The 21569-nt window shown below is 52.8% G+C and carries 21 protein-coding genes; 12 read left to right on the top strand and 9 right to left on the bottom strand.

Annotated elements, in window-relative coordinates; all coding sequences use genetic code 11:
- Window positions 1–265: 265 nt before the first annotated feature.
- The 12 genes from K365_RS0122795 to K365_RS0122740 all read left to right on the top strand — a co-directional run bounded on the left by K365_RS0122795 (window position 266) and on the right by K365_RS0122740 (window position 13608).
- On the top strand, window positions 266–1705 hold the full coding sequence (locus K365_RS0122795) for a sigma-54 interaction domain-containing protein (protein ID WP_024336461.1): 1440 nt from the start codon (window positions 266–268) through the stop codon (window positions 1703–1705).
- A gap of 273 nt (window positions 1706–1978) precedes the next feature.
- The gene (locus K365_RS0122790) at window positions 1979–3238 is read left to right on the top strand and encodes an ABC transporter substrate-binding protein (protein ID WP_024336460.1); all 1260 of its coding nucleotides are present in this window, start codon (window positions 1979–1981) and stop codon (window positions 3236–3238) included.
- Window positions 3239–3326: 88 nt separating this feature from the next.
- Window positions 3327–4043, top strand: a complete 717-nt coding sequence (locus K365_RS0122785) for an ABC transporter ATP-binding protein (RefSeq protein ID WP_024336459.1) — start codon at window positions 3327–3329, stop codon at window positions 4041–4043.
- Between the two features lie 41 nt (window positions 4044–4084).
- Entirely contained in the window at window positions 4085–4792 is a 708-nt protein-coding gene (locus tag K365_RS0122780) for an ABC transporter ATP-binding protein (RefSeq protein WP_029725722.1), read from the top strand.
- Window positions 4793–4815: 23 nt separating this feature from the next.
- Entirely contained in the window at window positions 4816–5844 is a 1029-nt protein-coding gene (locus tag K365_RS0122775; protein WP_024336457.1) for a branched-chain amino acid ABC transporter permease, read from the top strand.
- Between the two features lie 8 nt (window positions 5845–5852).
- Window positions 5853–6887 (top strand): branched-chain amino acid ABC transporter permease, encoded by a 1035-nt coding sequence (locus tag K365_RS0122770; RefSeq protein ID WP_024336456.1) that lies wholly within the window; start codon window positions 5853–5855, stop codon window positions 6885–6887.
- A 31-nt stretch (window positions 6888–6918) separates the two neighbouring features.
- On the top strand, window positions 6919–9339 hold the full coding sequence (locus tag K365_RS0122765) for a GcvT family protein (RefSeq protein WP_024336455.1): 2421 nt from the start codon (window positions 6919–6921) through the stop codon (window positions 9337–9339).
- 24 nt (window positions 9340–9363) lie between these two features.
- Window positions 9364–10134 (top strand): electron transfer flavoprotein subunit beta/FixA family protein, encoded by a 771-nt coding sequence (locus tag K365_RS0122760; protein ID WP_024336454.1) that lies wholly within the window; start codon window positions 9364–9366, stop codon window positions 10132–10134.
- Between the two features lie 18 nt (window positions 10135–10152).
- Window positions 10153–11088 carry an electron transfer flavoprotein subunit alpha/FixB family protein gene (locus K365_RS0122755; RefSeq protein WP_024336453.1) on the top strand — a complete coding sequence of 312 codons (936 nt, stop codon included), beginning with the start codon at window positions 10153–10155 and terminating at the stop codon, window positions 11086–11088.
- A 104-nt stretch (window positions 11089–11192) separates the two neighbouring features.
- Window positions 11193–11582: a universal stress protein gene (locus K365_RS0122750; protein WP_006964459.1), complete on the top strand. Its 390-nt coding sequence runs from the start codon at window positions 11193–11195 to the stop codon at window positions 11580–11582.
- 85 nt (window positions 11583–11667) lie between these two features.
- Window positions 11668–13230 (top strand): BCCT family transporter, encoded by a 1563-nt coding sequence (locus tag K365_RS0122745; protein ID WP_006964461.1) that lies wholly within the window; start codon window positions 11668–11670, stop codon window positions 13228–13230.
- 177 nt (window positions 13231–13407) lie between these two features.
- On the top strand, window positions 13408–13608 hold the full coding sequence (locus K365_RS0122740; RefSeq protein ID WP_169432911.1) for a hypothetical protein: 201 nt from the start codon (window positions 13408–13410) through the stop codon (window positions 13606–13608).
- A 19-nt stretch (window positions 13609–13627) separates the two neighbouring features.
- Here the strand turns inward: K365_RS0122740 and K365_RS0122735 are convergent, their stop codons facing one another.
- The 9 genes from K365_RS0122735 to hmcB form a co-directional block, all read right to left on the bottom strand.
- Entirely contained in the window at window positions 13628–14050 is a 423-nt protein-coding gene (locus K365_RS0122735; RefSeq protein WP_024336451.1) for an RrF2 family transcriptional regulator, read from the bottom strand.
- A gap of 74 nt (window positions 14051–14124) precedes the next feature.
- A complete protein-coding gene (locus tag K365_RS0122730) occupies window positions 14125–15621 on the bottom strand; it encodes a hybrid sensor histidine kinase/response regulator (protein WP_024336450.1) in 1497 nt (498 codons plus the stop codon).
- Between the two features lie 45 nt (window positions 15622–15666).
- A complete protein-coding gene (gene divK / locus K365_RS0122725; RefSeq protein ID WP_024336449.1) occupies window positions 15667–16020 on the bottom strand; it encodes a DVU0259 family response regulator domain-containing protein in 354 nt (117 codons plus the stop codon).
- Window positions 16021–16033: 13 nt separating this feature from the next.
- A complete protein-coding gene (locus K365_RS0122720; RefSeq protein WP_024336448.1) occupies window positions 16034–16933 on the bottom strand; it encodes a universal stress protein in 900 nt (299 codons plus the stop codon).
- A 26-nt stretch (window positions 16934–16959) separates the two neighbouring features.
- Window positions 16960–18348 carry a sulfate respiration complex iron-sulfur protein HmcF gene (gene hmcF / locus K365_RS0122715; RefSeq protein WP_024336447.1) on the bottom strand — a complete coding sequence of 463 codons (1389 nt, stop codon included), beginning with the start codon at window positions 18346–18348 and terminating at the stop codon, window positions 16960–16962.
- A 52-nt stretch (window positions 18349–18400) separates the two neighbouring features.
- Complete coding sequence (gene hmcE, locus K365_RS0122710; RefSeq protein WP_024336446.1) at window positions 18401–19078, bottom strand: sulfate respiration complex protein HmcE; 678 nt, start codon at window positions 19076–19078, stop codon at window positions 18401–18403.
- Window positions 19079–19106: 28 nt separating this feature from the next.
- Entirely contained in the window at window positions 19107–19262 is a 156-nt protein-coding gene (hmcD, locus tag K365_RS28125) for a sulfate respiration complex protein HmcD (RefSeq protein ID WP_156887774.1), read from the bottom strand.
- Between the two features lie 17 nt (window positions 19263–19279).
- The gene (gene hmcC / locus K365_RS0122700; RefSeq protein ID WP_024336445.1) at window positions 19280–20470 is read right to left on the bottom strand and encodes a sulfate respiration complex protein HmcC; all 1191 of its coding nucleotides are present in this window, start codon (window positions 20468–20470) and stop codon (window positions 19280–19282) included.
- 1 nt (window position 20471) lies between these two features.
- Entirely contained in the window at window positions 20472–21536 is a 1065-nt protein-coding gene (gene hmcB / locus K365_RS0122695) for a sulfate respiration complex iron-sulfur protein HmcB (RefSeq protein WP_051147953.1), read from the bottom strand.
- Window positions 21537–21569 lie beyond the last annotated feature (33 nt).

The raw sequence follows: 21569 nt of genomic DNA, 5'->3' as shown, positions 1-21569 counted from the left end.
ATCCAGTTTCTTAAATCAGAACCAATCCAGCATATTTTGTGCCAGCGTATTCCAGGTTCCTGGGATATGCCTGGAAAGATCGCTCATACCGGATTTTTGGGTGTAATCTTTTGCGGCCGGAACCCGCCTGGATTCAGAAAAAAGCAGAGAAACATCAAAAAATTTTTATATGGCTTGCTTTTTTTTTCAAATTCATGCATCTCTCTAAAGAGAGGGGAAAAAATCAATTAAACATCAAAAAAATTTGATTTTCTGTGAAAGGGTTATGGAGCGGATCAATTTTGAAGATATCGATATTTACAGTGTGCTGTCTTCCATGCATGAGGGGGTGGTGATTGCGGATATCACCGGGAAAGTGATATTTTTTAATCAGACCCAGGGACAGATCGATGATATCTCCCCGGCCGATGCAACGGGAAAAAATCTGCTGGATATTTATCAGGTAACGCCGGAAACCAGTCCGATCATGCGCTGCCTGACCACGGGAGATCCCATCATCAACGAGCCCATGGTCTACCGTACCCGGTTAGGCCGGGTGTGCAATATCCTGTCCAATGCATTTCCTTTGTACAAGGGTGGACAGCTGATCGGAGCGGTTACGTTTTCCAAGGAATATCAGCTCCTTGAAAAAGTGATTCTGTCCAGAACCACGTCAGACCGGCCGGTTGCCAAAATTTCTTCCAACGGCACCCGGTTTTCTTTCAAGGATATCATTGCCTCGGATCCTCAGATGCGGTCGGCCATCCGCATGGCAAGAATGTCGGCCGGGTCTCCGTCCCCCATCATGATTTCCGGGGAAACCGGGACCGGCAAGGAATTGTTTGCCCAGTCCATCCACAACCACAGCCCCAGAAAAAAGAAACCGTTTATCCCGGTCAACTGTGCTGCCATCCCTGAAAACCTGCTGGAAGGGATATTGTTCGGTACCTCCAAAGGGTCTTTCACCGGTGCCATCGATAAACCCGGATTGTTTGAACAGGCCAATGGCGGCACCATTTTTCTGGATGAACTGGATGCCATGCCGTTGACACTCCAGGTCAAACTGCTTCGGGTCATCCAGGAAAAAAAAGTCAGAAAACTGGGATCTCTCAAGGAGATCGATCTGGATGTAAAAATTCTGTCTTCCGTGGGCCAGGCGCCGTTAAAAATTATTCAAAGCGGTTCCCTTCGCATGGATCTTTTTTACCGTATGGGGGTGGTCTCCATCATGCTGCCGCCACTAAAAGACAGACAGGGCGATATGACGTCCTTGATTGCGCATTTTATTTCCAAATACAACCGGGCGTTGAGCGAAAAAGTGGAAACCATTTCCACGGAAGTCGCCTCTCTGTTTGCCGGATATCGATGGCCGGGAAATGTCCGGGAACTCGAACATATTATAGAGGCTGCCATGAATATGGTGGACGGCACCCGGGTCATTCATTTGGCCCACCTGCCGCCCCATATTTTCAGTTTTGCTGGCAAAGATGCGCCAAAACGGGTGCCCGTGGATCCGGTCCCGGGACATCCGCCAAAAAACGGCACCAGCCTGATGGAAACCCAGAAATCCCATGAACAGCAGATGCTGGTGAATGCCCTGATCCGGTCCCGGGGAAATGCGGCCAGCGCGGCCCGGTCTCTCGGAATCTCTCCCCAGTCGCTTCATTACAAGCTGAAAAAATATCGCCTCAATCGAAAAGCGTATGCGGATCAGAAGCCCATGTAAAATTGTCAAAATATTTGACAGTAAAACGAAAAATTTTTTAATCTTTTGTCAAAGATTGCCTTTGGCGGGCAGACGTGATGTTTGGTTTTTAGAAAAAAAACATTAAAATTTTATCAGAAATATCAAGGTTTCCTAAATTTAATAAGGCAATAAATGGGTTTTCCGAGAAATGTCATGAATAGCTGGTACATAATCTGCATGCATTAAAACCAACGTTTGGCGGGTATGCGAAAGATCGCAAACAAAGAACCTTAATTTTTGGAGGAGATTGTTATGGGTACGAAAAAAATTCTACAGGTTGTCGCATGTTTCATGGCCGTGTTGTTTTTTGCCGGCGGGCAGGTGTCTGCCGCTGACAAGAATCTGAGGGTGGGGGTACTGGGGCCGTTTACCGGGCCGTCCGCCCAGAACGGAAAGGAATTCAAGGCCTCTGTGGAAATGGCTATGGAAGCCATTGATTACACGGTGGGTGATTACACGATTGAAGTGGTGTGGGTGGATTCACAGTCTGACCCGGCAAGAGCGGCCAGCGCCTATGCCGAAGCCGTAGAAGGCAAAGGGATTCAGGCTGGCGTGCTCAACTGGCATTCCTCTGTGGCGGTTTCGGTGATGGATGTGGCGGCCCAGTACAAGGTGCCCCATATGTTCGGTTTCGGCGCATCGGAAGTGGTCAACGAAAAATGGCAGGCGGATCCGGAAAAATACTCCTATTGGGGCGGCAAAGGCTGGCCCGTACCTGCCAAACTGGAAGGCAACTACATCGAATGCATCAATGAGGTCATTGCAAACGGCACCTGGACGCCCAAAAAGAAACTGGCGGCCATCTACGGCGAAGACACCGACTGGGGCCGCAGTGCGGGCGGGGCTTACAAGGAAGCATTGCTGGCCAGTGGCTGGGAAATTTATTCGGAAGAATATTTTCCCATCACCCAGACCGATTTTTATCCGCTGCTTTCAAAATTCAAAAGTGCCGGTGTCGAGCTGCTGGCCGGTACATCCACGGCCGCACCGTCTTTGACCGCATTTGTCAAGCAGTATGCAGAAGTCGGCAACAAAGGGGTTCTCATTGCATCCGGTCTGGGATGGATCGGCGACTGGTATAAAATGACCGGCCCGGGGTCCGACTATGTGCTGGACTCCATTCCCCAGCTGACTACAGCCGAAGCCAAGCAGTGGGCCAAGGATGTCAATGCCAAATACGGGTTCAATCCCAGCCCGTCCTCAGGTGGCCTGTCCTATGACGGTATCCGCATGTTTATCAAGATTCTTAACAGGGCCTATGAAGTGCATGGAAAACTGGACAAGGAAACCATTCACAATATCATGGTGGAAGAAGTCAATACCGGCAAACTCACCTACACCAAGGCTGATGGCGCCATCATCATGAATGAGTACAAATATACACCGGAAACCATGCCGGACATGGTCGTGGGTCCGGAGGCTTATTTTTTCCCCATCCTTCAGTACAAGGCGGGAAAAGGATACATCGTTTTTCCGGAAGACTGGAAACAGAAAGACTTTGAAATGAAATAACCGGCAAGAATCCTGGAAACAGAGGATTGAAACTTGTTTCAATCCTCTGTTTGTTTCAACACGACTCAAATGTAAGGAATATAACGACGTGATTGTATTGGAAACCCAGAACCTGACCAAAAAATTTGGCGGACTGACAGCCGTGAATGCCGTCTCCATGACAATCAACCAGGGAGATATCGTCGGGTTGATCGGACCCAACGGTGCCGGGAAAACCACCTTCATCAATGCGATCTCCGGCCTGAATCCACCCACTTCAGGAACGGTAACAATGTTTGGCAAGGAGACCACGGGTCTGACGCCTGAAAAAATGTGCCGTCTGGGGTTGTCCCGCACGTTCCAGATTCCCAGCCCGTTTCCCAAAATGACGGCCATTGAGAGTGTGATGACCGCTACCATTTTCGGCAATCCTGCAGGAAAGATCACAGATCCCGTGGCCCATTCCAGAGAAATGCTCGAATTTGTGGAATTTCCCATGAAAGAAACTGTGGTGGCGGAACAGTTGAACACGGTACAGCTTAAACGCCTGGACCTGGCCAGGGCGCTGGCATCCAGTCCAAAGCTTTTGTTCATGGATGAACTGGCATCCGGGCTGAGCGAAGGTGAACTCAAGGATATCATGAGAATCATTCATAAAATCAGCAAAAAAGGGATCTCCATTCTCATGATCGAACATATCATGCAGCTGATTATGGCGGTCTGCAACCGGCTTCTGTGCATTCAGTTCGGCACCAAGATTGCCGAAGGCCCTACCCAGGAAGTGGCCAATGACCCAAAAGTGACCAAAGCCTATCTGGGCGAATAAGGCAGACAAACAATTGTAACACAATTATCAATGGAGACCTTATGCTGTTAGAAGTCAAAAACCTGAATGCCGGGTACGGATACTTGCAGATTTTGCGGGATGTCTCTTTGCAGATTGACAAAGGAGAATATGTCGGCATTGTCGGCCCCAACGGTGCCGGAAAAAGTACCACCATGAAAACCATTGCCGGACTGATTTCTCCCATGAGCGGCAGTGTGGTTTTCAATGGGGAAGATATCACCGGCCTGTCAGGGTCGGCCGTGGCAAAAAAAGGCATCTCCTTTGTATCCGAAGAGATGAACCTGTTTGTCAACATGACGGTGCAGGAAAACCTGTACATGGGGGCCTACACCATTAAAGAAAAACACCTGAAGAATGAACGTCTGGATTTCGTATTCGAGCTGTTTCCCCGCCTGGCGGAAAGAAGAAAACAGCTGGCCGGCACCATGTCCGGGGGAGAACGCAAAATGCTGGCCATCGGCCGGGGCATGATGTCCAACCCGTCTCTCATGCTGGTGGATGAACCCTCTTTCGGGCTGGCACCCCAGCTGACCACCAGTGTATTTGCCTCTTTGGATGTATTGATCAAAAACGGGGTGACCATTTTGCTGGTAGAACAGAATGTGACCAAAACCCTGGCCGTGACAGGCCGCGGTTATGTTCTTGAAAACGGTAAAGTCGGTTTGGAAGGCAACAGTGCGGATCTGGCGGAAGACAGCTATGTGAAAAAGGTGTTCCTGGGTGTTTAATCAGATTTTGGAGAAATAGATTCATGTCAAAACATAATATGTCAGATACACTGACCTGGTTGAAATCAGCCCCGGGTTTGTCCATTGTCATCAGTATTGTGGTGGCCGTGGCTGCCACCATCGACGCCGGCCCCTATCTTATGGTAAACATGGTTGTTACCGGCGGAATGCTGGCCCTGGTGGCCACGGGCCTGACCCTGATGCTGGGAGTGTTGAATATTCCCATGTTCGCCCACGGGGAGTATTTTATGATCGGCTCCCTCACGGCCTACTATATATTCACCCCCATCAGTGAATTCATTCTGGAACACCCGGACTCCTGGCTGGTGACATTCGGTCCTTTCATCGCGATCCTGGGCGCTCTCATCGGCGGCGCGATCGCCGGCGCGATTTCTGAAAAACTGGTTTTCGGCCCTTTGCGCCGCCGCTCCACGGATAACTGGGTCATGAACTCATTCCTGCTGACTGTGGGTGTGAGTGTACTGCTCGTCAACCTGCACCAGCTTATATTCGGGGCGGATTTTAAAGGCATTGTGGGATACTGGCAGGGCATGCCCATTTCCATCGCAGGGGCGTATATTTCCCTGGACCGGGCCCTGGCGTTTATCATATCCGCCGTGATCGTGGCCCTGTTTTATCTGTTCATGACCTATACCCGCACAGGCATGGCCATCCGGGCCGTGTCCCAGGACATTACCGGGGCCGAAATCGTGGGCATTGACATTGAAAAAATTGTGATGCTTACCATCTCTCTGGCCTGTGCCCTGGCAGGCGTGGCCGGCGGCAGTCTGTTGTTCATGTATCCATCCTATCCCACCGTGGGGTTGGAACCCCTTTATATGGCATGGTTTGTCGTCATTCTTTCGGGCCTGGGCAATATCCTGGGAGCCGTGGCAGGTGCCTTTATGGTGGCCCTGCTCAAGGTGATCACCATGGAATATGTGGGGGCCGGATGGGATTTTGTCGTACCATCGGCATTGATCATGCTCATTCTGATTTTTAAACCCAGCGGGATCTTCGGGTCGGATGTCCGCGGTGTTCTTGATAAATAGGAGACAGTATGGAACCGACAACAAATGATCTGAACATGAATCTTTTTGACAGGGCCCTGGACAGGCTGTGCCTGACACCCATCGGACTGGCCGGCCTGATCCTGCTGCTGGTCCTGCCGTTTATTCCGCCGTTCAACCAGGAATACATGCTTAGGTGGCTGATCTACTGCGGGTTTGTGGCGGCCATGAGTGTGGGGTTTGATTTTACGGCCGGATATATCAATATCGTCAATTTCGGGTACATGGCAGTGGCCGGCACCGGGGGATATACCTCCGCCCTGCTGGTGATCAATGCCGGGCTGTCCCCATGGATCGCCATGCTGGCGGGCGGGGTGTCATCGGCCGTCCTGGGGTTGATCATCGGCATGATTTCGTTGCGGCTGCGGGGCATTTTTGCGGCGTGCCTGTCCTGGTTTTTCGGTCTGGCCGTCATGGGGCTGGCCATCAAGATGGTCTGGCTCACTCGAGGGCCTTTAGGGCTCAGAACCCCGCGCCTGTTTGAGACGGAATCCAATGTTCCGTTTTACTTTTTGATCATCATTCTGGTGTATCTTACCTACCTGATATGCAAATGGGTAGTAAGATCCAAGATGGGCCTGGCATTCCAGGCCATTGCCCAGAACATGGATGCCGCCAGGACATCCGGAATCAATCCGATCTTCTACCGGGTGTTCAATTTCACCATGTCCTGTGCCATCGCAGGCGTTCTGGGCGGATTTTACGCCCATTTCTACGGCATTCTGACCCCGGACATGATGCATACCTCCAAGACTGTGGAGATTCTGGCCGTGGCCTATATCGGGGGGCGGGGCAGTCTGTGGGGGGGCGCTGTGGTGGCCTTTCCGTTTATTTTTCTCATGGAGATCGTGAGATCCACCCTGTCCCATCTGCCCGGCTTGAATCTGGTCATTTATGCCCTGGTCCTTATCCTGGTGATGATCTATTACCCGGGCGGTTTTTCCTATTTTTACGACACCCATATCCGGCAGCCCAAAAACCGGGCGTTGCGATATTTTTTAAATGGTAGAGAAGCAAAAATATAGTGTACCAAACAACAAAGGAGTGTAAACAACAATGAAAACCAATGCAAGAGCAGTCGTGATCGGTGGCGGCGTCATCGGTGTATCCGTGGCGTATCACCTGGCAAAATATGGATGGAAAGACGATGTGGTGCTCCTGGAAAAACATGAGCTGACCTCCGGTTCTACCTGGATGGCGGCAGGAAATGTATCCTTTTTTCATGGCAACTATTACGGTACCCAGGTGAACATGAAAAGTATCGAGATCTACAAGGAGCTGGAAAAAGCGACGGGCCAGCCGGCCGGCTGGCACACCACGGGCTCCATCCGCACGGCAGACAACCCGGGCCGGATGGATGAACTGGGGTATGCCTATTCCATGCACCAGTGTCTGGGTCTGGATGTGTCTTACGTCACTCCCGAGGAAATGAAAAAACTGCATCCCTACATGGAAATTGAGGGGTTGATCGGTGGGTTGTACTGGCCGGATGACGGGGATGTGGACCCCAACTCCGTGACCCAGGCCATGGCCAAGGGGGCACGGCAGAACGGGGTGGAATTCAACCTGCACACCCAGGTCACCGGCATTTATCAGAAATCCAACGGTGAATGGGTGGTGAAAACCGACAAAGGCGACATCACCTGTGAACACGTGGTGAATGCCGCCGGCCTGTGGGCCCCGGAAGTGGCAAAAATGGTGGGCCTGGAAATTCCCTCCATTGCCATTGCCCATACCCATATCCTGTATGAAAAAATTCAGGCCATAGACGAAGCCGAAGGATACCTGCCCCTGGTGCGGGACCCGGACAAATCCATCTACCTGCGCCAGGAAATGGATTCCCTGATTCTGGGGATGTATGAAGCCAACGGCCAGCAGTGGAAACGCCGTGGCGTGCCCTGGGATTATGCCCAGGAGGAACTGAATCCGGATCTGGACAACATTGCCGACTGCATTCAGGCCGGTATCGACCGGTTTCCCATTCTGGGGGACACCGGGTTCAAGCACATCACCGCCGGCCCCATCACCTACACTCCCAACGGGGAACCCCTGGTGGGACCGGCCGCACCCTTGAAGAACTTTTATCATGCCTGCGGATACAGCTTCGGCATCACCCAGGCAGGGGGCATCGGTCATTACCTGGCCGGCTGGATCATGAACGGCGAGCCGGAAATCGATCTGTGGCCCATGGATTCCAGGCGGTACGGCTCTTTTGCCAACTGGGCATACAACACGGAAAAGATCGCGGACACGTATGCGCGCCTGTATGCCACCATCTATCCCAATGAGTTCCGGGATGCGGCCCGTCCCAACCGGACCTCCCCCATCTATGAATACCAGAAACAGGCCAATGCCGTGTTCGGGGACTACTACGGCTGGGAATGCCCCAACTATTTTCCGCCCAAAGGAGAAGACGGGTATGAAGAACCCAACTGGAGACGATCCAATGCCTTTAAGCACGTGGGCGCGGAATGCAAGCATGTGATGGAAAAAGTGGGCATCATCGATCTGACCCGGTTTGCCAAAACAAAGATTTCCGGCCCCGGTGCCAAGGCCTGGCTCAATCACATGACCTGCCAGAAGGTACCTGAAAAAGACGGCCGTATCGCCTTGAGCCCCATGCTGGACGCGAACGGGAATTTCAAGACGGACATGACCGTGAGCCGGGTCAATGAAAACGAATTTTTCTGTGTGACCGCCTCTGTGGGCAAAAAGCACGACCAGCACTGGATGATCGAAAATCTGCCCGCAGACGGGTCCGTGGGCATGGAAGATCTGACCTATCAGATGGGATGCCTGGTTCTGGTGGGACCCAAATCCCGGGACGTGCTCGCCAAAGTGGCGTACGATGATGTGTCCAGCGAGGTGTTCAAGTTCGGCACCTCCAAAGAGATTTTCGTGGGCCGGACCAAATGCCGGGTGAACCGCATGAATTATGTGGGGGAACTGGGGTTTGAGATTTTTCATCCCATTGAGCACCAGATCACGTTGTATCAAGATCTTATGAACGCGGGTGCGGATTTTGACATCCGGCTCATCGGCATGTATGCCATGGATTCCATGCGCCTGGAAAAAGGCTACCTGGCATGGAAGAGTGAGATGAATGTCCATCATACCCCCCTGGAAACCAATGTGGCCTGGACCGTGAAAATGGACAAGGAATTCATCGGTAAAAAAGGCCTGGAAAAACAGAAAAACGAAGGCATTCCCCGGAAACTGGTGTGCCTGGTAGTGGATGTCAAGGATTCGGATGCGTTCGGGTACAACCCGATTTTTGCCGGAGAAGAGCGGGTCGGCATGACCTCGTCCGGCGGTTACGGTCACCGGGTGGAAAAAAGCATTGCCCTGGGCTATGTGCCGCCGGAGCACGCCAAAGAGGGAACCCGGCTGGAAGTGGAGATACTGGGACGCAAGCGCATTGCCACAGTTTCGGCCATGCCTTTGTATGATCCCAAAAACGAAAAAATGAAAAGCTAACATCGATAGTTTGAGGTTTAAGATATGAAAATCTGTGTGTGTGTAAAACATGTGCCGGACACGGCCGCTACCATCAAAATTGAGGGAGAAGCCGGATTCAAGGATTCGGAAATCAAGTTTGTGGTCAACCCGTATGATGAATACGGGATTGAAGAAGCGGTCAAACTGGTGGAGAAAAACGGCGGTGAGGTGGTGATCGTCACCGTGGGAAAACCCGAGGCAGATGCCACCATCCGGTCGGGCCTGGCCATGGGCGCGGAAAGAGGCATCCTGGTGACCACGGACGGCCAGTTCCTGGATGCAGCCCTGACGGCCAAAGCCCTGAAAGCCGCCATGGAAAAGGACGGACTCCCGGATCTCATTTTCACAGGCAAGGGATCCGTGGATACGGAAGCCTTTCAGACCCAGTACCGCCTGGCCGGATACCTGGGCCTGCCCGTGGTCAATGAGGTGAGCAAACTGACCGTGGACGGCGGCAAAGCCGTGGCGGAACTGGAAGTGGGCGGCGGTGACAAGCAGGTGATCGAAATGAACCTGCCCTGTGTGATCGGGGCCACCAAAGGCTTGAATGAGCCCAGATATCCCAAATTTCCGGATATCATGAAAGCCAAGAAAAAGAAAATTGATCAGATGAGCCTGGCGGATCTGGGAATCGATGCTGCGGCCGGTGCCGTGACCCTGGAAAAACTGGAGCCCGTGCCGGAAAGATCCGGCGCTAAAATGATTGAAGGATCTGTGGAAGAACAGGTCACTGAACTGATCCGGGTTCTCAAGGAAGATGAAAAGGTTTTATAAAACAAGGAGAGTGTTGTTATGGCCAGGACTGGCATATTAATCGAAACTGAAAACGGCGCGGTCAAAGACACCTCTTTGGGGGTGATGACCGCTGCAAAAGGCCAGGAAATCATTGCGCTGGTAACCGATGCCGACCCGGCAGGCCTGAAGGATAAACTGGCGGAATTCGGGGCGGCAAAAATAGTCAAACTGGCGGCATCCGGCGGTGATATCACTGCCGGCCCGGACCTGCTGGCCGGGGCCCTGGCAGCGGCTGTCAAGGAATATGATCTGACCGCGCTGCTGGGAACGGCATCTGTTGCAGGCAAGGATCTGTTCGCACGCCTTGCCGCGCTCATGGACCTGCCTCTGGTGTCGGACTGTGTGGCCCTGGATGTTGAGGCGAAAACCGCCAAAAAATCCCATTTTTCCGGTAAGACCTTTGCCACCCTCAAGGTGGATGCTGCGGTGTTTCTGGCCACGGTACGGCCCAATGCCATTGAGGCGGAACCGGCCCCGGCCGCCGGAGAAACCGCAGAGTTCACAGCCGATGTGGCGGATCCCGGCAAAGTGGTGATCAAAGAGGTGAAAAAGGGAGATGCCGATAAGATCGATCTTACTGAAGCACCCGTCATCATCACCGGTGGCCGGGCCATCAAAGCCGCGGAAAATTACAAGATGCTGGAAGCCTGTGCCGCCAAAATCGGTGCGGCTGTGGGCGCTTCCCGGGCTGCCGTGGATGCGGGGTATGCGCCCCATTCCATGCAGGTGGGCCAGACCGGAAAAACTGTGTCTCCGAGGCTGTATATTGCCTGCGGGGTATCCGGCGCGGTGCAGCATTTTGCCGGCATGAAAACCTCCAAGGTGATTGTGGCCATCAACGAGGACAAGGACGCCCCGATTTTTGCCAAATGCGACTACGGCATTGTGGGGGACATCTTTGAGGTGGTCCCTGTATTGACCGAAAAGTTATGATCTGACAAAAACGCCGGGGTCTTGAAAAAAACCCCGGCGTTTTTGTCAGGGGTCAGTTGCCGGAAGGCCGTGGCATTCAACCAATCAACATAAGAGGAAACGTCATGAAGATACTTGTTGCCTACGACAAGAACACATCGACTTCCAAGGTGCTTGACAAAGCCTTGAAGCGGGCCAAAGAATCCAAAGCCTATGTGTATCTGATCAGAACCTGTGATTCAGATACCAGGGAACGGGAGATCCGGGAACTGGAACATCGCCTCAATGAAATCCGGGAGGAAGTGTTCCAGAAACACGGCATTGAAAGTGAGGTGCATATCCTGATCCGGGGACTGGCACCCGGAGAGGATATTGTCCAGTATGCCTACGAACAAGATGTGGATGAGATCATCATCGGGCTTAAAAAACGGTCCAAGGTGGAAAAGATGGTATTCGGGTCCACAGCCCAGTATGTCATTTTAGAGGCCCATTGCCCGGTGCTGACCGTAAAATAAAAATAACCGCTGTTCAACAATCATACGGATCTTGAAAATGGTACGGTTGGATTAACCATAAATTAAGAAAAGGGGAGTTGTTTTTATGAGAGACAGGTTTGATACCGATTATCAAGTCGGTCAGGACAATATAAAAAAATGGGGAATGGATGTTCACCCTGTTTTTTTTATTGTGGCCTCAATTGTTGTTGTTTTTATTATTTTAACCTTGTGGAACCCGGTGGAAGCCAAAAAAGTGTTTGACGGCTCCAAATCATGGACCATAGAAAATTTTGACTGGTTTTTCATGATTTCCGGGAACCTGTTCGTGCTTTACTGTCTGGCCCTGATTGTGCTGCCACACGGCAAAATGCGCCTGGGCGGCCCGGATGCGAGACCTGAATTCAGCCGAATGTCCTGGTTTGCCATGCTGTTTGCCGCCGGCATGGGCATTGGTCTGTGTTTCTGGAGTGTGGCCGAACCCGTGGCCTATTACACGGACTGGTGGGGTACGCCGTTGAACATACCGCCCAATACGCCGGAAGCGGCCCGGGCTGCCATGGGCGCCACCCTGTTTCACTGGGGAATCCATCCCTGGGCCATTTATGCGGTCACAGCCCTGGCTTTAGGGTTCTGTGCCTTTAACAAAGGGCTTCCCCTGACCATCCGTTCCACGTTTTTCCCGCTTCTGGGCGAAAAAACCTGGGGATGGCCCGGTCATATCGTGGACATCATTGCCGTCATTGCCACCATTTTCGGTCTGGCCACGTCTCTGGGGTTCGGGGCCCAGCAGGCGGCATCCGGGCTGCATTTTCTGTTCGGGTTTGAGAACACCCTGGGTCTGCAGCTGATCATCATTGCCGTGGTCACGGGTGTGGCCCTGTTTTCCGTGTACAGAGGACTTCACGGCGGTGTCAAGCTGCTGAGCAATATCAATATGGTCCTGGCGGTCATTCTGCTGGTGTTGGTGATTGTGACGGGTGCGACACTGCATGTTTTTGCAGGATTGTTCAAAAACACCGTTTCGTACGCGGAATGGATCATTCCTTTGAGCAACTGGATCGGCCGGCCGGATGAAAAATTCTACAAAGGCTGGACCGTGTTCTACTGGGCCTGGTGGATTTCCTGGGCACCGTTTGTGGGCATGTTCATCGCCCGTATTTCCAAAGGCCGCACCATCCGTGAATTCATCACCGCCGTGTTGCTGGTGCCCACAGTGGTCACCATCGTCTGGATGACGGCATTCGGGAGTAATGCCCTGTACCAGATCCAGAACGGCATTGGTCAGCTGGCGGAAAAAGGCCTGGGAGAAGTGTCTCTGGCCATGTTCCAGATGCTGGAAAACCTGCCTTTGACCGGGATCTCCTCGTTTCTGGGGATCTGTCTGGTGCTGATTTTCTTTGTCACCTCATCCGACTCCGGTTCCCTGGTGGTGGATTCCATCACTGCGGGCGGTAAAATGGATGCCCCCCGGTTCCAGCGGATGTTCTGGGCCACACTTCAGGGCCTGATTGCCGCCTGCCTGCTGGTGGGAGGCGGTTCGGACGCTCTGGGCGCCATTCAGGCGGTGGCCGTGACCGTGGGACTGCCGTTTACCGTGATCATGATTGTCATGATGGTCAGCCTGTATCTGGGCCTGCAGGGTGATTACAAAAATTATAAATTTTAAATCATTTAATATCTGATAGCAGATTTCTGAATGCAGCCCCTGTGAGCCTGTTTTTATGACAGATTTACAGGGGCTGCATTGGTTTTTAAGTATTGAAAAATATGTTTGTGGATATGTGGAAGGTCTTTTTCTTTTGGGCGGGGTGAGTGCCCTGGTATCCCGGCAGATCACTCCCTGGTGCTGCTGCCATTGCTGCCCAATAAGGGATATGGCCCCTGGGAAGCCCTGAACCCCTACTGGACCTGGTGGATGGTGGTGCTGATTTCCGGCATCTATGCACTTTCCGTGGTATCGGGTCTGATCGATGTGGATGCCATCGCCCTTTCTCTGTCCCGGGCCGCCAGACAGCACGGGTGCTTCTATAAATACGAGTTCTGAATTTTGATATCACAAACCCTTAGGAAGGGGGATGCTGTAGCAGATCGGCAACCGTGATGTTATCCAGGCATTCGAACATGGCCTGGCTGGCCTTCACCCACACCCATCGGGACAGACAGTCCCCGGCCTGATTACAGATGCCGCACTGGCGGGCGTCTGTTTCCGCACAATCGGTAATGGCAGTGCTTTCTTCCAGTGTGCGCACAATATCGCCCACTCTGATGTCGGATGGAGATTTGGCCAGGGAATGGCCGCCGTGGGGTCCCCGCTGACTTTTGATCATTCCGGCCTGCTTGAGTTTCCGGACCAGTTGTTCCAGATATTTGATGGAGATGTTCTGTCTCCGGGCGACCTCGTTGAGGGGGATGGATTTTTCTTTGCCGTATAAGGCCAGATCAATGACCAGACGGGTACCATAACGGCTTTTGGTGGTGAGTCTCATTCAGACATCATACCTTTTTTCATCGGACAATGGCAAAAATAATTTTTTATAGCAATTAATGACAATTTCTTTGGCTAAGACGGCAGCGGATTAACACCATTTTCACCGATGCTGCCGGGGGGAATCCGGGGCAGGCAGATGATGAGCTTTGTGCCTTGATTCAAGGCGGACGTCACCTGAACCGTTCCCCCGTGCTGCTGAATCACCCGGTGGGCGATAAAAAGACCTAAGCCCGTACCCCGGGATCCTTTTGATGTAAAAAAAAGCGTGAACATTTTCTCCCGGGTTTCCTGATCCATACCGACCCCGTTGTCCTGTATCCGGAAACAGACCCTTTCTTGGGCTTCAACGGTTATGGTCAAAGATACCTTGTGAACCGGTTTTTCGTGATCATAGGCACAGGCATCCACGGCGTTTTCCAGAAAATTCACCAGAGCGGATTCCATCCACACGGCGTCGATCTCGATGATGCCCGGTGAATCCGGCAGAAACACCTCGCAGATGACATTGCTTTTCAACGCGGCCGGCCGGATGTTTTTCATGACACTTTCCACCAGGTCCGTCACTGGGACCGGTGCATACTGCATCTGCCGGGACCTGGCATAATTGAGGATTTCCAGCACCATATCCCTGATTTTGTCGGCCATGGTCTTTACCTGGTCGAACGCCCGGGACACCCGGGCTTCATCCTGTTTTTGCAGACCGGTTTCCAGTTGATAAATCCCACCGTCCAGGGCGGTGAGCATCCCTTTGACCCCATGGGACATGGATCCGAGCATCAGGCCTAAAGAGGTCAGATGGTCCTGCAGCTGCCGGATCTGGGTGATGTTGGTGGAAATTTCCATCACCTGGGTGATTTCGTCTTTTTCATCCGTGATGGGGGCCGTATGTGTCAGGACATGATACTGCCTTCCGGAAAGTGCGGTCACCACCTCTTCGGTACTGTGAATCTGACCGTCTTCAAAGGTCTGGATCACGGGACATTTTTCACAGGGAGAAGACCGGTGCTTATAGACCTGATAGCAGTACCCGCCCACAGAATTGCCGAAATGCTGTTTAAACCATTTGTTGATGGCGGTAATCCGCAGGTTTCTGTCCTGGACCGAAATAAAACAGGGCACGGAGTCAAACAGCTGGAGAAAATGGTTCCGGGCGGTGTGCAGATCGGTCAACCGCTGAACATACCGGTCGATTTTTCGGTTTTTGAGAAAATGATTCCGGGCTCTGGCCATATTCAGGATCAACGCCTTGCTGTTGATGGGCAGATCAAGATACGCGACCGCGTCCAGAGCGAACCGGTCCATGGCCCGATCCACCTGTTCGGATGTGCCGTAAACGATCAGCTGGACACTGGGATCTTCCTTAAGTAGATCGGCAATCCTGGCGGTGGCCGCTTCCTCATCGATCAGGGGATCGCCCAGCAGTATGTTCCATTTCTCATCTTCGAGGCGTTCCAGCGTTTCCTGCGCATCATCCGCCACCGTGACATCGTACTGATGACGCTGGAGATGGGTTTGGATCGCTTCTCCATGCTCCCGGTCGCTGTCCATTATTAAAACGGTTTCAGCCATGACACGCCCTTTTTTTTCAGTCCTGATCCTGTTTCATCGGCGCCATTAACCGATGGCTTCTTTGACAATACGAAGCAGCTCTTCCCTGTCAAAGGGTTTTTTCACTGCGGCAATGGCCTTGGGAATGGCATGTTCATTGCCCGACAGCCCGGAAATCACGATGACGGGCGTGTTTTTCAATTCCTTGATCTGCATCATCTGCCGGTAAAACCGCGGTCCCCACTCCCCGGGCATCTCAATATCCAGGGTGATCAGGTCCGGCAGAAACCGGCGGGCTGTTTCAAGCCCCTTTACGGCGTCGGGTGCCACCTGGGTATCATAACCATTGTCCGTGAACAATGCGGAAAGATAGTCCAGGATATTGGGATCATCATCTATAATCAGAATTTTTTTTGACATGTTTTCTCTCCCTTTATCGATTGATACTGATTACCGGGCAGCCCGCCCTGACAATAACCTGTTCAACATTGCTGCCAAAGGCCCGGTCCTCTGTTTCCAGCTTTCTGGAGTGATGGGCCATGATGATCAGGTCGGAATGCCTTTCCCTGGCATATTTGACAATTTCCATATAAGGAATTCCTTCCCACACTTCCATGCTGTACTGCTTGAGTGTCTTGAGCCGTGATTCATACCGGGCACGGATCATCCGCATTTTTTCCCGGATTTTTTGTTCGATTTCATCCTGGGACAAAAGCCTTTCACCGGACGGATGGCCGATGGCAAGGGCATGAAAGATATTCAGCTCACACCCTAAGGCCTGGGCCATTTTCAGGGCAAATTCAAATGCCTTGTCAGAGGCTTTTGAAAAATCGGTACCAAACGTGATGCTGGAAATGCCTCCCCAGAAAGAGGCGGCCGGACGTGTGACCACCAGCACCGGACATCTGGCGGCCCGGGCCACTTTCTGGAGGGTGGTGCCGGCCACGGTTTTTTTATAAACCCCGTCATGTTCCTCTTCCGTGCTGCCGCCCAAAAGGATCAGGTCCGGTTCAGTTTCTCTGGCCCGGCGCAGAATTTCCCTGGCAGGCAGTCCCACAGCCACATGAATATCATAATTCAGGTCGTTTTTGAGATAATCCGCATAATAGGTGTTGATCTCATCCTGAACCCAGGCCATGTAATCATCATCCACATCCACCCGCTCCCGGGTTTTGATATCCACCACCACCTGGCTGTATCCCCGGGAAGGGACGCCCAGCACATGAAAAATATCCAGACGGGCATGATATGCCCGGGCAATGTTGAATGCTACCCGGGCTGCATGGTCACTGGCCCGTGTCGCTGATGTGGCAAACAGAATTTTCTTGAACATGATTCCCTCCCCCCTTTTTTGACGGTTTACTCTTCCGGTTTCATATGATCCGGTACGATCATCATCTTGATAATCAATGGTTTCAAAAAAGACCACCGGATGCCGATCTCATACTCTTCCTCCAGATCCCGGATGGCATCCCAGCAGTTGTGACAGGGGGCGATCACCAGTTTGGCACCCGTAGCCAGAATCTGGTCCCTTTTTGTGAGAAGAGCCCGGTTGCGCTGTTTGCGAAAAACACCGATGCCGTTGAACCCCCCGCCCCCGCCGCAGCAGTAGTTGTGTTCCTTATTGGGGGACATTTCGATAAAATACCCGGGGGCCACAATGTGCTGCATGATGGTCCGGGTCGCTTTTTTCAATCCATGATTCCGGATATAGTTGCAGGAATCCTGGAGCGTGACCGGTTCCTGGATTCGTTTTTCCGGATCGATTTTCAGTTTACCGGATTCCAGGGCTTCGGCCAGCCATTCCACATAATGGATCGATTCCACGGGAGGCCGTCCGTCCGGACGACCGGCCCAGTAGGGACCCTCGATCACGGTGGCCCGGTGGGCATGGCCGCACTCGGTTCCCACCATCCGTTTGGGCTTGAGCCGTTCCATGGCGCCATAGACCGATTCCACCTGCATCTTGCAGGCGGCCCAGTCGCCGGCGAACATGGCCAGGCTGGTCTGCTCCCATCCTTTGGATGCAATGGTCCAGTTTTCCCCGGCCGCATGAAACAGCACGGCCGCTTCGGCCAGATCCTCCGGATAATGCTTGACTTCCCGGGCGTTGACCGTATAAAAAATATCCGCGTCCTCGACGTCCACGGGCACGGTCAGACCGGGATAATCATCTTCATATTCTTCCACCATCCACTCAAAGGTTTCCACGAAATCCGCATCCGTGACATCCATCTGGGCCCGATACGCCCGGTGCATGCCTGCCCCGATTTTCAACTCCCAGGGCACGAATCCCTGCTGGTAAAGCAGACCCCGCAGGTATCCGAACATGATGCCCGTATCGATGCCGTGGGGGCAGTACATGCCGCAGCGGTTGCAGCAGGTGCACTGGGCCCAGGCCACCTCCATGGCGTGGCGCATGAATGCGTTGGTCACTTTTCCCTTGCGCTTGACGATTTCCCCCAAAGTGGACTGAATCTTATACGCAGGCACCTGTTTGGGATCTTTGCCGTTGACCTGATACAGAAAACAGGAGTCCGCACACATGCCGCAGTGGGCACAGATCTCCAGCCAGGTCTTCAACCGGGTTTTCATGGTTTTCTGAATCGTGGATGCCAGCAGCTGGCTGTCCACGTCCAGAAGCTTCATCTCTTCGTAATATTTTGTACCACTGGAGTCGGACAGCAGGAAATTCACTTCCTCAGGGGTATTGATCGGTTTTTTATTACAATATGTTCCTTCCGGCATGAATTGGTTTCTCCTTCACTTGGGTTGCCAGTCTTCTTGTCTGGTTGCCTGGTTACCAGGCCATTTTGGTGCCTTTCATGCCCCCGCGTTTGATGCCGAAATCCATTCCCAGCTGAGCCCGGGATGCAAAGAACAGAAACACGTGGGACATTTTGGTGAACGGGATGGCGATCAGCAGCAGTTCACCGCAGAAGATGTGCAGATTCAGCCAGAATCCATAAGATCCCATCTGGTATCTTGCCACAAGCCCCGTGACAAAAGGGGCCAGGGCAATAAACCAGATGAAATAATCGTTCCAGGTGGTCAATATGCGCACTTCGGGCAGCACTAAGCGCCGCAGGATCAGAAACGCGCCGCAACCCACGGCCAGCCAGGAAAGAAAATCTGCCAGGGCCGGTCCCAGGGTGATCAGGGAAAACCCGATTTTGCTTTCCAGAAACAGGTTGTGCCCGGCCAGAAAAAGGGGCACGGCCACGGCACTGACATGAAACCCGAAAAACGCGGCCGTCATCACCGGCTGGGTGCGCCAGCCACGGGTTCCGAAGGGGATCAGCCATTTGTAGATGGATCTTGCAGCGCCTTTGATTCCCGCAGCCGGATGAGCCCGGTAGGCCACCCGGTCCAGTTGCCAGTTCAGGCCCAGAAAATAGCGCACAAACCGCACTGCCATGCCGATGATACACACCCCCACGGCAATCCAGAAAAATATGCCTGTCAAAAACTCATGCATCAGTCAATATCTCCATGTTTCGTTATCATCAGAAACCGTTCTCATCGTCTCTGTCTGTTAAAAACCACCAGAAAAGCGGCAGGGCCACCAGAATGCCGCCCATGATCAGATAGGTGATTCCCTTGGTGTGCACCATGAAATCCTGAAGTGTGAAAAACAGGGTATTCATTGTTGTCTTCTCCATATCATTATCATTTCAGTTTAAATACTTTTCTGTCCCGGCGAATGGGCTGAATAATCCGGATGTTCATGCAGCACCGGCATCCGGGTGGTGATAAACCGGTAAATCACAATGCCCAACGTCACGATAAAGACGGACGTGCCGATTTCCATCAGGCTGGGGACATACCGTTCATGGGACGGCAGGTGATAGTTGAAGGCGATTACAGAAATATTCAGCCGGTTCAGAACAATCCCCAGCACGGTCCAGGCGGCGGCCCACCGCACGAACTTCAGGTTTTTTTCCCTCACACCCATGGCAAACAGAAATGCGGGAAAGGCCACAAACCCGATGACTTCCACCAGATACCACATGCCCCATCCGGTGGCCAGAAGGCGCCAGTGATCATCAATGGCGATGCCGATCAATTTGATACCCAGGTACCCCGCCATCACAAACGCGGCCGCTTTGGCAAAGCCTAAGGCCACGCCGGGGGCTTCCTGATGATGGACGTCATCCATATGACGGCTCAGATACCGGTGTGCCAGCGTGCTTTCAAAAATCACCATGGACATGCCGGCAAACATGCTGGAAATAAAGAAATAAACCGGCAGATAACTGGAATACCACAAGGGATGCAGCTTGGATGGAGCGATCATGAACAAAGCACCCAGTGAAGACTGGTGCAGGGTGGACAGCACCACCCCGAAAATGGTGAGTATCAGTGTCAGCTTCACCACCAGTGCCCGGATTTTTTTCAGCCCCAGCCATTCAAAGGCCGCCGGCGTGAATTCAATGAACAGGACCGTCAGGTAAAGAAATACGCACAGCCCCACTTCAAACAGCAGAGAAGAGGTCCCCTGGGAGACGAAAATGGGATATGGCAGCCGCCAGGGACGTCCCACATCATAGTGCAGGGCCAGCACCACCAGGGCGTATCCTAAAAATGCCGTGAGAATGGCCGGCCGGACAGCGGAATGATACCGCTTTAATCCAAAGATGTAACAGGCGGCCGACGTGACATATCCCCCGGCTGCCAGGGCCACCCCGCACAGCAGATCAAATCCGATCCACAGCCCCCAGGCATTGTTGTTATCCAGATTGGTCACGGCCCCGATACCCTGGGTGAACCGCATCACGGTCAATACCGCACCGGCCGCCAGTATGATGCCGACAATGACATTAAAAGGGGTCCACCACTTACGGTCGGCGTGAGTGCCGTTGTCTGTCATGTTATTCATCCTCCTTGCTCTGCCCCGGTTCCGGGTCTTTGGCTGCGGCGTCTTCAAGTGCTTTTTTCACCTCGAAATTGATGGCCGACTGTTTCTCCTGATCCCATTTTTTCCTGAGAGTTTCCATCCGGGCCTGGGCTTCTTTTTTGCTCTGATCCACAGCTTCGGTCACAGCCGCCTGTTTTTCCAGTTCAGCGATCTTTTCCTTGCGTTTTGAGATGGCATAAACCCCTGTCAGCAGTACGGGCCACAGTCCCACGACAATGGGTACGGCGGACAACGGGCCGGCCGTAAGTTCCGGTGCGGACTTCGTGCCTAAATCCTCTCTCATTCCCACCTGGCTGAAGTGAAGACCGGAAAGATACAGCCAGCTGGTACCGCCCATCTCATGCTCGCCATAGACATGGGATACATACCGCTCCGGATATGTCCGGATCCGATCCCAGGCATAGGCGAGCAATTCATCGCGTGTGCCGGATATCAATGCGCCGGCCGGGCAGTCCTCGACACAGCCGGGGCGCTTGCCTTCAAGAATCCGTGGATGGCACATGGTGCATTTGGTCACCCGGGGGGCCAGGGCCTTGTGATATTCATAGGCCGGAATATTGAAAGGACAGGCCACCATGCAGTACCGGCATCCCACACATAATTTTTCATTATAGACCACGGCCCCTTCCGGGGTTTTTTTCAGTGCCTTGACAAAGCAGGCGGATGCACAGGCAGGCTCCAGGCAGTGATTGCACTGGGTTTTGACAAACACGGGCAAGCTGTTGTCAACACGGTTGACCACGGTGAAGACATCCGCATCGGTCCGGCGTTTCTGATCCAGCACTTGCAAATCCTCAAAAGAGGTTTCCGGGTCAGGAAGATGGTTGACCCGGTGACAGGCGCTTTCGCATTTACGGCAACCGATGCATTTTGTGATATCATGAAGTACGCTTTGGCTGTCGGGCCATCCGGCAAACTCCTTGTTGGAAGCACCCTGGGCCGTGCCCGGAATACCCATGGCCGGTCCCAGTGCCAACGCGCCCAGGCAGCCGATAAATTTTCTTCGCGAGATACCCATAATCATTCCTCTGTATGTTTCATATCGCTAAAA

The organism is Desulfotignum balticum DSM 7044 (genome assembly GCF_000421285.1).
Taxonomy (GTDB): domain Bacteria; phylum Desulfobacterota; class Desulfobacteria; order Desulfobacterales; family Desulfobacteraceae; genus Desulfotignum; species Desulfotignum balticum.
The sequence above is the reverse complement of the archived record's forward strand: the minus strand, read 5'-3'. Positions and strand labels throughout refer to the sequence as shown.